We start from the raw sequence: 13,420 nt of genomic DNA on the forward strand, positions 1-13,420 counted from the left end.
TTTTTGCATACAAATAGACACAGACAAGATAGCTAACTTGTCTGTGTCTATTTTTCGCTGGAGACTCAGTTCTTCATTAAATTTTCGGTTTGTAAAATGAGCGGTTATCCAATGCAAAGACGCGTTCAGAAAACTCTCCTTCTTTTGTTTTCCCAAGAACACGGTCCAGCATCATCATTTTCGCATCGATATTATCGATATAATGAAGAATTTCTGCTTCTTTCAGCATTGGTTTTTTCGGGCTTCCCCACTCCTCTTTGCCGTGGTGAGAAAGAATGATGTGTTGCAGTAGCATAACTTCTTCGCCTTCAATTTCCAACTCTTCTGCAGCTTTTGCTACTTCTGTTACCATAATGGAAATATGTCCAATCAAATTGCCTTCTACTGTATATGTAGTTGCAATGGGTCCAGAAAGTTCGATCACTTTGCCGATGTCATGAAGAATAATTCCTGCAAACAGTAAATCTTTGTTCAATCCTGGATAAATGTCGACCAGTGCTTTACCTAGCTTCAACATGGACACCACATGATCTGCCAGACCAGACACATAGTCATGATGATTACGTGTTGCTGCAGGATAAGTTAAGAATTGCTGCTGATATTTCTTCAGCAAGTAACGTGTCATTCGTTGGATTTGGGGATTCTCCATTTCGAACAAATACTTTGTTACTTCTTCTAACAATTCATCTGTCGACTTTTCCGAAGATGGCATCAAGTCTGATATTGACTGATGTTCATCTGGTTTTGCTGGACGAATGCTTTTAATCCGCAATTGGTTTTTCCCTCTGTAATTATGGATTTCACCACCGACACGGACGATTGTTTCAGCAGCGAATGTTTTTTCCTGCTCATCTTTTGTATCCCATAATTTTGCTTCAATGTCTCCGCTTTTGTCTTGTAACACGAGCGAAATAAATGGGTTTCCGGTAGTCGTAACTCCTTTTACAGACTGTTTGATCAATAAGAATTCATCGACTGTCTCGCCGACTGCATACTGTGTAATTCCTTTAGTCATGAATGAACGCTCCTTTCGGTAATGGCCACGTTAATAATTTGCGCATTAGGCCAAGCCTGTTGCATGCTGTCGTGGCAAGTAAAATAGATGAACTGGTGCTCTTTTTGCAGCTCTGTCACTAAGTTTATCATTTGCTGCAGTCGACTGCGATCAAAATGAACAAAAGCATCGTCCATAATGATCGGAAACGGATGGCTTTTTTTCATAGATACAGCCAACGACAACCTCAATGCTAAATACGCTTGTTCTTTTGTTGCCTGACTAAGTTCTGAAATTGGAAAACGTGTCCCGTCTTGACGCTTAGCTTCAAAATAGCCGGTTCGATTCATGGCTAATTCGGTATAAGCACCATTTGTCAATTTACTAAAATAAAGCTGAGCGTTAGCTAGTACAGCAGGTAGTTTTTTTTCTTTTAGTTCACTCATCGTTTGGTTGATTGCTTCAACAATTGCTTTGTTGATGGACCACTGCTTCGCCAAATCAATAAATTCGGCTTTTTTCTCTTCAAAATGCTGTAACTTTTCTTCGTAAGAAGTATCCGTTACTAACATCTGAGTCAAGTGTTGCTTGTCTGCTTGTTCGTTTAATAATTTATTTCGCTGGGCTTTAAGCTCTGTCATTTTTTCTTGTCGTTGCTCAATTGCTTGCTGTGTATGATCCGACTCCCAGTCTCCTGGCAATTCAATTTCTCCAATAGCTTGCAATTGCCCTTCGACCAATTCAAGTTCTTTTTCCACTCGTTTTTTCTGATCCCATTGATCGGCCAACCGGTAAAAATCAAAGACATCTTCTGCTAACGCATAGGCAATTAGCACTTGCTGTTCTTTTTCAAGTTGCTCTTGGAATGCTTGCAACCGCTCGATTTTTTCTAACAAGTCATGGGTTTCACTTTGTTGCTTATTCCATTGATCTTTCTTTTGCTGTCGCACTGATTGTTCAGAACGCAGCGTGGCAATCAAGCCTGCTATTGCGAGCTCTTTGCCACATGCTTGCTGCGCTTTATCCATCCACTCTTGTTGTTGCATTGCTAATTTGTCTATTTCATCTTGAATTCGTAATATACGCGAATAATTTGCATGAACTTTTCGCAACTTACTAAAAAGCTCCAGTATCATCGTTCGACTAGCATCTGGTTTCAAACCAATTTCAAGCAAGAGTTGCTGATAAGCCTCTTGTGCTACAGCGGTTGAATCGACAGCTATATAACTGGTTATGTTCTTTTTGACTGTCTCTACACGATTCATCAAGCTGTCTAACTGCCGATCAAACTCGGCTACTTTTGTGATGAGTGTTTCGTACTGCCATTCTTTTCCACTGTATTTTTTAATCAGAGCGGCGTAATTTGCAGGCAGCTCATTGGGTTTTCGCATTTTCACAAAAAGCCATACACCTGCAGCCATTGCGACAAGTCCAATCACAATAAGTAAAGCAGTCGATTGGATAAATCCATAAGCTGCTACGAGTAACCCCAGTCCAAACAATGCAAAACGAACGATTTGGTCTTGTCCAGTGTCGCTTTTTTGAAACTTCGAAGCAGCTTTAGCTTCTGCTAATTGTGCTGAAATCTCTGGCCATTCTTCTGCAATGAGTCGTTCTTTTGCAGTTGGTTCTTGAACTAAAAACGCCGATAAATCTTGTTCTGCCCGTACCAATTTGTTTTTCTCTTCTTGCAAATTACGTTGGTTAAAGCGTTGGTTTTCTTCTTCTACATCCAACTCCTTCAACCTCTCAAGCAATTGCTCTTCGTGATTTAACGAAACATCAACCGCCATCGCTTGTTGTTCCGTAAGTCCAAGTAACGATAATAGTTCTTCGCGTTCTTCTGATAACTCGATTGTTTCATTACGCTTTTGAACTAGTTGTAGATTTAATTGGTGCCAGTCTGATTCACGATTCAATAAATTCTCAATCGCGTCTAAAGAATCGGCTTTATCTGCAGTGGTTAGTAGGTGACGTTGGTTGGTTAAATACTCCATATCGGCTTTTGTTTGAGTTAGCTTATCCACTAACCGATCCATTTGCCTTCTGCCTTCTGCTGGGAATTGCGTAATGGCAAGATTGTCTAATTGCTTAGTCAATCTATGCTGGTCTGCTACTAATGGCGCGGCTTGTTGCCATCTATGGATTTCTTTAAGCTCTTGATCCATTTCTGCTTCTACTTCTTCAATGACCTTTAAACGCTGTTCAATTGCTTGTAATCGCTCAGTAGCAGGACTATAGAGCTCTGCACGGTGTCGAAGTTCCTTTAGCTGTTCTTCGATGTCACGAAGCTCTTCAACCAAGGCATTTATTTGTGGTTTGCGACCATTTTTTTTAAATAGCTCAGCCATTTGTTTTTCAAGCTGATTTTCTAAATCTGTCAAGGCATCAATACCTGTTGTCCCTGAAGCTAGTAAAGTTCGGCTCAGTTCTGATTCACTGAGTTGATCTAGGCCTTGCAATTCATGAATCGAAAATGAAAAAATTGCTTCAAAAGAAGCGCGATCGTAGTTTCGCAAGATTTGTTTCAACTCGGTATCACCACCTCTGTGACCGTCTTCAAATTCTACTATGACGTCTCCAGCGGATTTTCCTTTTGTTCGTTCGATTACAAGCTTTCCATAATACGGGTCCGTCAAATATAGTTTGCCCCCATATTTTCCGCCAGTTTTTGGCTCGTACCGTAATTGCGTTTGATTGCGTGTAGGAAAGCCAAAAAGAAGTTGAATGATAAATTGCTGAATTGTTGTTTTCCCCGCTTCATTGGGACCATAAAATAAAACCAATTGATTTCCTAATTCGATGGTTCGGTTTTCATGTTTGCCAAAACCATAGATTGTTAATTTTTCGATTCTCATGTTGTCACTCTCCCGCCTGCATCCTACGCCGAATTTTTTGGGCGGTAGCTAATTGAAGTTCTCCGACGGTTTGATCGTCTACAGCTTCTAAAAATCGGCTACTTTTTGGATGTCTGTACAAATCCTTCAAAATAGCTTTCCAATTGTCTATTTCCCAGCTCTCTATCGTCTCAATCAACGTTGCTCCTATTGGAGAAAGTTCACTATCTTGTTCCACTTGCTGAAGTTGAATCGATTGGATCCAAACAAACCATTCCATTTCAGCAATCGACTCACGAAGCATTTCTAATAATTCACTTTCGGGAATTTCAGCCAGCAGTTGAAAGCTTTCTTGATCCAATTCTGTAAAGACCAATTCAATAATGGCAGCTCCTGCTCCTTGAGTAAAAAGACTTAGTTTGTCTTGGCAAGCCTCGATCAATTCATTCATGTGAACAATGCCTTTAGCTGAAACAGCCACTCTGTCGAATTGAACAACTGACGTTGGAATAAATGCTAATTGTGTTGTTGCCTTTGACAAAGTCACTTCATAAAAGCCTTTTACACCGGTTTCCTTCCGGTGACGTCCTTGAATATTACCGGGATACACGATAGCGGGCTCGTTAGCAAGTTCTTGACGCTTGTGGATGTGCCCTAATGCCCAATAATCGTATTGCTTACTAAGTAGTTGTTCTTTTTTAAAAGGCGCATAAACAGCATGTGTTGAGTCTCCTTCGAGACTGCCATGTAGTAGCCCAATATGATACTCTTGGTTTTGCGCTACCGGGTATTGCTTGACCATGGACTCACTAATGTGACGTTTGCCATAGCTAAATCCAGTAAACGTTACAGGCCCTGAGGCGGTGGCTAGTTTGAATTGAGAAACTGTGTCATCAAAAGCATGAACATTTTCCGGAAGTTCAAAGCGCGTCCAATTGCCACTTAAATGATCATGATTGCCGTAGCACATAATAACTGGTATTTTTTGATTAGCAAGTTGTTGCATGCCTTTTTGAAAACGCGCTTGCGCACGAATGTTGCGATCTTCCCCGTCATAAATGTCTCCCACAATTAACACGAAATCTGGTTTTGTTTTTAGTGCATAGTTGATAAGTCGATCGAACGCTTCTAACGTACTGTCTTTTAATTTTTGCCATTGCTCTTTTTGCAAATCCCTCATGCCGATAAAAGGGCTTCCTAAATGCAAATCTGCCGTGTGGATAAAGCGAATCGACTCCATAAATAAACCCCTTTTAATTACCGAATATTTGTTCTTATTTTATCATGACAAAACCATTAAAAAAACTCTTTGCAGAAAAGTTTCTGTAAACAGTCGAATCGATCAATGTTCCAAAGCACTTAATAAGATGTTTTAAAAATGACAGGACTTTTTAATGGAAAGCCTTTATACTTAAAATGAACATCCATTCAGAAAGGATTGATTCTGCTTGAGAACTTACAAACTGACAGCTTTTGAACAAACTGGCAAACAACTACTAGACGAAACATTTACCGCTGAGACGGACGAAGAAGCGCGTGGTAAAGGTCAAGCTATGTTAGAAGAAAAAGAATTGATTAACCAAACACATCGCTTAGCGTCACCCGCTGGGAAACTTATTCTTTTCCATTCATAAGAACGTAAAAAGCATGGCGGAGATTCCGCCATGCTTTTTATAGACCTTTAAACTCAGGTTTTCGCTTTTCAACAAATGCTTGGATGCCTTCTAAATGATCTGCTGATTTCCGCATTGCCGATTGTGCTGCCGCTTCCATGTCCAGCGTACTGACTAACTCTTTTACTTTCCATTGATGAAGAATGTGCTTAGATGCCAATTTAGCACCGATTGGTGATGAGATTGCTTCAGTTGCATAGGCTTCTGCTTTTTCAAGACCTCTTCCTTCGGCAGTCACTTCTTCGATTAATCCTTTTGCTAGTGCATCGTGTGCTTTTAACACTTGTCCTGACCAAATAATCTGCTTGGCTTTTGGTACACCTACTCGTTCTTTCATAAAGAAATGACCGCCACCATCTGGTACTAGCCCGATGCCGATAAAATTCATAGCCAATTTACTATTTTCTTCTGCGACTACATAGTCACAGGCCAGTGCCATACTAAAAGCAAGACCAGCTGCTGCTCCATGTATAGCAGCAATTGTAATTTGTGGCAGCGTGTAAAGTGCTTTTGCCAAGCGGCTGACGTCCTTCATAACCAAATCGATATCCATTGGATGTTCCGGGTCCATCATCTCTTTGATATCGCCGCCCGCTGAAAATGCTCTACCTTCGCCACGAATAATTAGGACCTGTATTGTGCTGTCTTGCAACAAAGATTCAAAGCAATCCGCTAGTTCTTTCATCATCGTTCCATTCATGGCATTCATTGATTTCGGACGATTCAAAACCAATTGGCCGATTCGTCCTTGTTTTGTCAATTCAATCGTTTCGTACATAAAAAGAGACACCCCTTCATAGAAATGAATTGTCATTCACTTCTATGTATTCGGTGTCTCTTTCTATTATTCCTTTATTTTTTTGAAAATTACATGCTTTCGTATAAAGACTGAACCGGTTTGATCAAGACACGGTTTACTTCTTCGATCATTTGGCTTAATCCCATTTCAGCTTCAAGCATTGCAAGAATTTTTTCGTTTTGCTGAGCTGCTTGTGCAGTGCTTTGCGCGTTCATCATTTCTTCTTCTGTAATTTCTTCACCTTGTGTTTGTTTTTGCTGAAGAGAAATCTGCAAATCACGGAACGTCTTAAATAACTCATTTGCTTCTTTATCAGAAGTTACTTGTGCAACTGCCTCTTCTAATTTCTTAAACTCGTCTGTTGAACGGAACGTGCTTTCTAATTTGTTGATGTCGTCATAAATGTTTACTGTCATGTTCATCCATCTCCTCTTTGTTAGTTTAGTATCATGACGAAAATCCCTTGGAAGATTCCGATGAATCCTCCTAAAAAAGCGCCCAATACGGTAATCATTTTAAATTCTCTCCGGGATATTCCAAGCACCAATTCTTCTAGGCGACTGAGCGGCAGAGAATCGACTTGCTCTTTCACCATACCTTCCATATCAATTTTCAATATGGTTTCTTCCAGTTTATGCTCTCCTTGTTCGAAGACAAAGTCTGTCACAAGTGGCGTAAAATTGACACTCGTCCATTTTAACCCTCCAGGCCAAGTCTCTGCAAGTGTTGTGTTTAAACGCGTTGAAATCGCGGCTTTTTCACGCACATACTGTTTCACTGCGGTTAATGCTGTATCAAAATCAAATTCTTTAAGTAACTCATCGACTCTCCGGTCCTGTACTTTTTCCCATTCACTAAATGCCAATGTTCCTACCAATTCGAAGGTTCTTGGGGAGTTGAGAAATTTGATAATTTCCGGTTGAATCCGATCTACTAACGGTTTTGACTCACCAAGCAAAGAATGCAGCATATGACCAAAGCGACCTCGCGATTCTAAAAATTCATCCAACAAAGACTTGATCGTTTGTCTTCCTTGCGGCGATTCAAAATAAGTTGTTCCTTGACTGATGGCATATTCGACACCTTCATAGAGTTTGGCTTCTGTCTCTGCTTTCCAGTTTTCAGGCATGAGTTCACGAATCGTTTTCCCAGCAATATACTGTTGCAAGGACTCTTTTTGCAGATCAACCAACTCATCTAATTTTGCTTCTATTTTTATATCCATTTCTGTTTGTCCAGCTTCTTGCAGCCAGTCGTTGAAGGATTTTGGAGAATTAAATAAGTGCTTCTGCAGCTGTCGATTGATCCATTTTTCTGTTTTAATGTGCATTTCCTCGTTAAAAAACCTCTTTTTGAATGTCTCAGGAGTTAACAGATGCTCAACAACTGTTCGACCCAGTTGACGAGATAGTTCATCGCGTCGTTTCGGAATGAGTCCCGGTGTCAGTGGGACTCGCCATTTCCCAATATACTTTGCCTCGTACGGCCAAAAAAGCATTTTAATTGCTAAATGGTTGGTGACGCCACCAATTAACGCACCCACAATCGCCATAAAAACTAATGTTACGATAATATTCACTGTTGTCACTCATTTCTTTTTCTTCTTTGTGTATTCTTCGCAATCCTCTATAATAGAGAGAAGAAAGCAAAGGAGGTTCCATATGCTTCAGCATTTTAAATTTAAACCAATGTTCGAAAATCATCAATTACCAGGTTGGAACATTTCCTTCTTTTATAAGAACGAACGCATAAACGGGGAGTATCATCCCGATGGCAGCATCGTTTGGCGTTCAAATCCACCGCAAGATGAAGAAGCTATCAAAACGATGATCCACGAGCTCATGCTCTATCATGTATACGATTAAAGCGCTGGAAAGTTCCAGTGCTTTTTTCGTTCGCTCTTTTAAGTATAAGGAAGCTTGACTTATTTTAACAGCGATAGCTCTGTGAACGCATAAAAAAGGGAATGTCCCCTTACCCAACGGTCTGGGTTTTGGACATTCCTGATTGAATTTTATACATTTGGAAATAGATGCCGCCGAGCTTCATCAATTCTTCATGACTACCCGTTTCCGCAATTTGACCTTTTTCCAGTACTAGTATTCGATCTGCATTTTTAATTGTCGACAAGCGATGAGCGATAATGAACGTCGTTCTGCCTTTTTTTAATACATCCATAGCATGCTGGATAATTTCTTCTGTCTCTGTATCGATGTTAGACGTTGCTTCATCCAAAATCAAGATTGCCGGATCAAATGCTAATGCTCTAGCAAAAGAAACCAATTGTCGTTGTCCAGAAGAAAGCGTACTGCCTTTTTCTACAACTGGCTCATCAATTCCTTTCGGCAAATGAGCCAACACGCGCTCTCCTCCGACTGCTGCTAACGCATCCGTCACCATTTCTCTAGTAATCCGCTCATCTCCTAGAGTCACATTTGACTCGATTGTTCCACTGAACAGATAAGGGTCTTGTAGAACGATTCCCATATGCTCTCTAACCGATTGTCTTGGCATATCATTGATATTTATGCCATCAATGGTGATCGCACCTTTAGAAGTATCGTAAAAGCGAAACAATAAATTCATGATGGAGCTTTTACCTGAACCTGTGTGACCGACTAACGCTACGGTTTCGCCTTGTTTTGCTTTAAAAGAAATATCCTGTAGCACATAGTCTTGTTCATTATAAGCAAACCAAACTTTCTCGAAACTGACATTTCCCTGATATCGAGTTATTTTTTTATCGACAACTGCTTCACCACTTTGATCTAGTAAACGGAATACTCGTTGAGCCGCGACTAACGCTTGTTCTAGGCGTCCAAACTGATTGACTATGCCACTGATAGGGTTGAATAGCCGGATAATGTAGTCGATAAAAGCATACAGCATACCAACTGTCACTACTTCACTCCCCGACATAGAAGCTCCGCCGAAATACCAGACAAATAAAATAAAGGTCATGGATCTCAGTACCCCAACCAAATTATAAGAAGCGGCACCTTCTAGTACTAATAATTTCTTCTGATACTTGTAATGTTCATCGTTCAGTTCTTCAAATTCGTCTTTCATTTTGTGTTCTCGACGAAATGCTTGAATAATGGTCATTCCTTGAATTGACTCGTTGATCATAGCGTTCATTTCACTGACCTTTTCTCGCACGACATGATTGTAGCGGGCCGCATATTTACGGTATACCAACATCCATATATACAACAACGGGATTAAAACAAGTGTCATTGCAGCCATTTTCCAGTCGAGATAAAACAACGCGATAAAGATACCAGCCATATACATAAAACTCGTTGCAAATTGAGACAATACAGTCACAAACAAATCCCGTATTGCTTCTGTATCGTTTGTTATGCGCGATACTACTTTTCCAGCTGGTAAATTGTCAAAATAACGAATTGGTAGCGTTTGTGTATGGCCGTAGACATCGTTTCGCATTTTTCGGATAATCCGATTGGCTCCTTTTTGGAGAAGTATAGACTGCCAATAACGAAAAATCGCGCTGATAATAGCAAGTCCAAAAAACAAAGCCAGTAAATAAGCAATCGGCTCAAAGTTTATTACTTCACCAGAGGTAGCGATGTGTTTATCGATAATTTCTTTGGCAATAAGCGGTGCTGCCAAATCAGCAGCAACCGCGATCGCAAGCATTCCTAATCCCCAAACTAAAACACGTTTAAAGTGCAATGCATATTGTACTAATCGTTTACCTGTTCCCATATTTACACCTCCTCGATTTGCTGACGGAGGAATTGCTCGTTGTACCATCCGTTTGTTTCCAGCAACTCCTTATGAGTTCCTTCTTCAATAATTTTCCCGTCATCTAATACGACAATCCAATCAGCGTGCTTTACTGCAGAAAGTCGGTGTGTTGTGATGATGGTCGTTTTGCCAGTACGATTGGCTTGGATGTTTTCGATAATGCGCGCTTCTGTTTTCGCGTCTACCGCTGACAACGAATCATCCAAAATTAGAATCTCCGGATTTTTAATCAATGCGCGAGCAATAGAAATCCGCTGCTTTTGACCACCTGATAACGCCACTCCTTTTTCACCAACTAGTGTGTTTAACCCATTTGGCAACAACGCTAAATCTTTTTCAAAATAAGCTAAACGAAGCGCTTCAACCATCTCTTCTTCACTAGCATTTGATTTTCCAAAAAGAATATTTTCTCGAATTGTCCGCGAAAACAACACATGATCTTGTGGCACGTAGCCAATCCAGCTACGCAGCTGATCTTTCGTTAATTTCTTCAATTCAATTCCATTCATAAAGATGGCTCCTTGACCAGTGGGGTATTCTCTCAGCAATTGCTTAACGAAAGTCGATTTCCCACTACCTGTCTTGCCGACAATGCCCAGCGTCTGGCCACTGTTCATGGAAAGATTGATGCCTTGAAGATTGATTGAATTTGATTGTGGATAAGTAAAACTAAAGTCTTTAAAACCAATTTCCTTTGGTTTACCGGTAGTAAATGGCTCCTGTGGATCGGTAACATCTTCCGGATAATCCAGTGTTCCGTTGACGCGGTCCAATGAAGCATTGCCTCGTTGCAAGATGTTAATCAATTCTCCAATCGCAAACATCGGCCAAACAATCATGCCAAGGTAAACATTAAAAGCCACTAAATCCCCTAGCGTCATCGTGCCTTCAGCAACTAAAAATGCCCCATAGCCAAGTCCAATCATATAGCTAATGGCAGTCAGCACTTTGGTTACTGGCGCAAACAAAGCATCAATTCGTTCTACAGCCATATTCTTTTCGTACACGTCTTCGGTCATAGCAGCGAATTGTTGTTCTGAAGCGCGTTCTTGAACATAAGCTCGGATGACACGAACTCCTCCAACCGATTCCAATACGCGGTCATTCATGTCACCAAAAGCTTCCTGCGCTTCCATATAACGAACATGAATTTTCTTCCCCAGTATTTGTACTACTACCGCTAGAATCGGCAAGGGAATCATCGCTAGAAAAGTCAATTCCCAAGAAACCAACATTCCCATCGCGACAATAATAGTTGCCATATACAAAGTTGAATCCACCAACGTTAAAATGCCGAATCCTGCCGTCTCGGAAATGGCCTTTAAATCATTTGTTGCACGTGCCATTAAATCGCCTGTCCGATTTTTCTCGTAAAAAGTGGGTGTCATTTTCAAGAAATGCCCCATCAAGCTAGAACGGAGCTGCCGTTCAATAACATAAGCCCCACCAAATAATTGATATTGCCAAACAAAATTGATCAAATAAGCTAATACCATCGCTACTGCTAATACTGCCATGTACTGCCACATCAGCGTCGAAGTCAGCTGCGCTTGAGCAATTGAATCAATCGCTTTCCCAATTAACCAGGGTGGAATAATTTCTAAAATATTGGCAACGAATAACAAAGCAACAGCTGTCGTGTACCTCAGCCAATTTTCTTTAAAAAACCATTTTAATTTCCATAATACGTCAAACATTAGTTACGCCTCTTTTCTTTTCCACTCCAATAATCAGTTTCAAGTCATTCTTTATTGATCATTTCTACCTGTTGAAACAACTTCATATCCAACAACTCCCATTAGATTTCATTCAATTTGCATTAAAACACACAAAAAAACGCGCGCCTCGTTTATGGGCACACGCTCATTAAAACAGGACATTTAGTCAGACATGTCCTGAATCATTCTATTTCCGAAATAAAGTCAGAGAAAAATCGAAGGAAGGTCTGATAACAATATTAAATTAATGTGCTTGTTAATTTCCAATTTTTTCATCATCATGACCTCCATTCCCTTTTATTTGTTAATTCTAGAATAGCAAAGTTTATTTTGAATTGTCAAGATTTTTCGAAAATTTATTTTTTCCAAAATATAACGGATGTTTCATTCTGATAACGTAGGGTAATTTAACACTAAGAGAAATTAGGATGAGGTGATGATAATGTATAAAAATATTGCTGTGGCTTATGATGGTTCTGATGGAAGTCGAATTGCATTTGAAAAGGCAATGGAATTTGTAAACGTATTACCAGGTGCTAAACTTTCTGTTATCTATGTGAACGAAGACTACCGGGAAAGCATTGGTTATATGGATGCCGGCAGTGCCTCGGCTCCAGTAATTTCGGCAAACGTCGACAGCAATTATGCACAATTCATGCCACCTGGAATTGGCGATGAACGCGTCTCTAATCTAAAGGATTATGATGAGACAGTAGTTGAATACTCCAAGCACCTTCAACAATCTATCCAACGTCAATTAGATGAACACAACACAAAAGCATCGGTGCTCGCCCTTGAAGGAAATGCGGCCAAAACGATTTCTGCTTTTGTTGATGAGCAAAACATTGATTTGCTCATTATTGGCAACAGCGGGAAAGCAGGTTTGCAAAAATTCTTCGTTGGATCTGTCAGCAAAAAGTTAATCAAAGATTCTTCCTGTTCTATCTTGGTTGTCAAATAACCATTTCCTCTTGCACTACTGAATGGATTACCAAAGCACTCAAAAAATCCGGTCTAGTTGGACAAGTTATTGCTTGTTCACCAGACCGGATTTTTAACTCCTTATCAAAAAGTCACACTAACATCACAAATTTAACAGTTTGATTTCTTCTTTACCGGGTAAACATTACTAATAGCAAAACGCGTTTTACAAAAGGAAGAAGGGAAGACCTATGTCAAGACAAACAGTTTATTTTTTATCTCCTCATCAGCATCGTGGCTTGATGGCTGAAATTTGGGCAAATCGACTGATGCTTCCTGATTGGGAAATTCGTAGCGCTGCGTGGTCACAAGAAGCTCAGCCTTCTTTTAATGACATGCCTTTAGAAATAATGAAGGAAGTTATATTGGACTTACCAGCAGTTGAAGCACGTGCTTATAATCCGGAAGAAATAAGGGAAGCAGATTTAATCATCGCTTTACACGATGGAGAATTTGAACATGGTGACATTCCAACAGATTTGCCGACTCAGAAACTGCTGCGCTGGGACATACGTAACCCTGAGTTAAGAACTAGCGATACTACAGAACAATGGGCGCTTTACCAAGAGATTTGTGATGAAATTGCGACGAATATAAAAAACATGGAACCTTATTTCCGTGCAGATTACGCATAAAACCTTCACCAG

12 protein-coding genes are annotated in these 13,420 nt (G+C 40.2%); 4 read left to right on the forward strand and 8 right to left on the reverse strand.

Features of this window, described 5'->3' with window-relative positions:
* Window positions 1-76: 76 nt before the first annotated feature.
* The 3 genes from yhaM to AUO94_RS03580 are packed head-to-tail and all read right to left on the reverse strand — an operon-like array spanning window position 77 to window position 5,071.
* Entirely contained in the window at window positions 77-1,015 is a 939-nt protein-coding gene (gene yhaM / locus AUO94_RS03570; RefSeq protein WP_058385952.1) for a 3'-5' exoribonuclease YhaM, read from the reverse strand.
* Complete coding sequence (locus AUO94_RS03575) at window positions 1,012-3,852, reverse strand: ATP-binding protein (RefSeq protein WP_058385953.1); 2,841 nt, start codon at window positions 3,850-3,852, stop codon at window positions 1,012-1,014. Before AUO94_RS03575 ends, yhaM begins: the two co-directional genes overlap by 4 nt.
* A 4-nt stretch (window positions 3,853-3,856) precedes the next feature.
* Window positions 3,857-5,071, reverse strand: coding sequence for a metallophosphoesterase family protein (locus tag AUO94_RS03580; protein ID WP_058385954.1), 1,215 nt, complete (start codon window positions 5,069-5,071; stop codon window positions 3,857-3,859).
* A 208-nt stretch (window positions 5,072-5,279) separates the two neighbouring features.
* Between AUO94_RS03580 and AUO94_RS03585 the strand changes: the two genes are divergently transcribed.
* On the forward strand, window positions 5,280-5,465 hold the full coding sequence (locus AUO94_RS03585; RefSeq protein WP_058385955.1) for a YhzD family protein: 186 nt from the start codon (window positions 5,280-5,282) through the stop codon (window positions 5,463-5,465).
* A gap of 37 nt (window positions 5,466-5,502) precedes the next feature.
* Here AUO94_RS03585 and AUO94_RS03590 read toward each other — a convergent pair whose 3' ends face one another.
* The 3 genes from AUO94_RS03590 to AUO94_RS03600 all read right to left on the reverse strand — a co-directional run bounded on the left by AUO94_RS03590 (window position 5,503) and on the right by AUO94_RS03600 (window position 7,855).
* A complete protein-coding gene (locus AUO94_RS03590) occupies window positions 5,503-6,282 on the reverse strand; it encodes an enoyl-CoA hydratase (protein WP_058385956.1) in 780 nt (259 codons plus the stop codon).
* An 89-nt stretch (window positions 6,283-6,371) separates the two neighbouring features.
* Window positions 6,372-6,719: a YlbF family regulator gene (locus tag AUO94_RS03595; RefSeq protein ID WP_058386939.1), complete on the reverse strand. Its 348-nt coding sequence runs from the start codon at window positions 6,717-6,719 to the stop codon at window positions 6,372-6,374.
* Window positions 6,720-6,739: 20 nt separating this feature from the next.
* A complete protein-coding gene (locus AUO94_RS03600) occupies window positions 6,740-7,855 on the reverse strand; it encodes a DUF445 domain-containing protein (RefSeq protein ID WP_078080819.1) in 1,116 nt (371 codons plus the stop codon).
* Between the two features lie 109 nt (window positions 7,856-7,964).
* Between AUO94_RS03600 and AUO94_RS03605 the strand changes: the two genes are divergently transcribed.
* On the forward strand, window positions 7,965-8,168 hold the full coding sequence (locus tag AUO94_RS03605; RefSeq protein ID WP_058385958.1) for a YheE family protein: 204 nt from the start codon (window positions 7,965-7,967) through the stop codon (window positions 8,166-8,168).
* 109 nt (window positions 8,169-8,277) lie between these two features.
* Here AUO94_RS03605 and AUO94_RS03610 read toward each other — a convergent pair whose 3' ends face one another.
* Complete coding sequence (locus tag AUO94_RS03610) at window positions 8,278-10,032, reverse strand: ABC transporter ATP-binding protein (protein ID WP_058385959.1); 1,755 nt, start codon at window positions 10,030-10,032, stop codon at window positions 8,278-8,280.
* 2 nt (window positions 10,033-10,034) lie between these two features.
* Window positions 10,035-11,771, reverse strand: coding sequence for an ABC transporter ATP-binding protein (locus tag AUO94_RS03615; RefSeq protein ID WP_058385960.1), 1,737 nt, complete (start codon window positions 11,769-11,771; stop codon window positions 10,035-10,037).
* 463 nt (window positions 11,772-12,234) lie between these two features.
* On the opposite strand from AUO94_RS03615, the gene AUO94_RS03620 reads away from it, so the two are divergent.
* Together AUO94_RS03620 and AUO94_RS03625 are read left to right on the forward strand one after the other, a co-directional pair.
* The gene (locus AUO94_RS03620; RefSeq protein ID WP_058385961.1) at window positions 12,235-12,753 is read left to right on the forward strand and encodes a universal stress protein; all 519 of its coding nucleotides are present in this window, start codon (window positions 12,235-12,237) and stop codon (window positions 12,751-12,753) included.
* Window positions 12,754-12,964: 211 nt separating this feature from the next.
* Complete coding sequence (locus AUO94_RS03625; RefSeq protein ID WP_058385962.1) at window positions 12,965-13,408, forward strand: arsenate-mycothiol transferase ArsC; 444 nt, start codon at window positions 12,965-12,967, stop codon at window positions 13,406-13,408.
* Window positions 13,409-13,420: the final 12 nt, after the last annotated feature.

Source organism: Planococcus kocurii (assembly GCF_001465835.2).
GTDB classification, from domain to species: domain Bacteria; phylum Bacillota; class Bacilli; order Bacillales_A; family Planococcaceae; genus Planococcus; species Planococcus kocurii.

What these genes read in the sequence shown, in the direction of transcription:
- yhaM (WP_058385952.1), bottom strand. Translation starts at nt 1,015, where the DNA reads ATGACTAAAGGAATTACACAGTATGCAGTCGGCGAGACAGTCGATGAA.
- AUO94_RS03575 (WP_058385953.1), bottom strand. Translation starts at nt 3,852, where the DNA reads ATGAGAATCGAAAAATTAACAATCTATGGTTTTGGCAAACATGAAAAC.
- AUO94_RS03580 (WP_058385954.1), bottom strand. Translation starts at nt 5,071, where the DNA reads ATGGAGTCGATTCGCTTTATCCACACGGCAGATTTGCATTTAGGAAGC.
- AUO94_RS03590 (WP_058385956.1), bottom strand. Translation starts at nt 6,282, where the DNA reads ATGTACGAAACGATTGAATTGACAAAACAAGGACGAATCGGCCAATTG.
- AUO94_RS03595 (WP_058386939.1), bottom strand. Translation starts at nt 6,719, where the DNA reads ATGACAGTAAACATTTATGACGACATCAACAAATTAGAAAGCACGTTC.
- AUO94_RS03600 (WP_078080819.1), bottom strand. Translation starts at nt 7,855, where the DNA reads ATGGCGATTGTGGGTGCGTTAATTGGTGGCGTCACCAACCATTTAGCA.
- AUO94_RS03605 (WP_058385958.1), top strand. Translation starts at nt 7,965, where the DNA reads ATGCTTCAGCATTTTAAATTTAAACCAATGTTCGAAAATCATCAATTA.
- AUO94_RS03610 (WP_058385959.1), bottom strand. Translation starts at nt 10,032, where the DNA reads ATGGGAACAGGTAAACGATTAGTACAATATGCATTGCACTTTAAACGT.
- AUO94_RS03615 (WP_058385960.1), bottom strand. Translation starts at nt 11,771, where the DNA reads ATGTTTGACGTATTATGGAAATTAAAATGGTTTTTTAAAGAAAATTGG.
- AUO94_RS03620 (WP_058385961.1), top strand. Translation starts at nt 12,235, where the DNA reads ATGTATAAAAATATTGCTGTGGCTTATGATGGTTCTGATGGAAGTCGA.
- AUO94_RS03625 (WP_058385962.1), top strand. Translation starts at nt 12,965, where the DNA reads ATGTCAAGACAAACAGTTTATTTTTTATCTCCTCATCAGCATCGTGGC.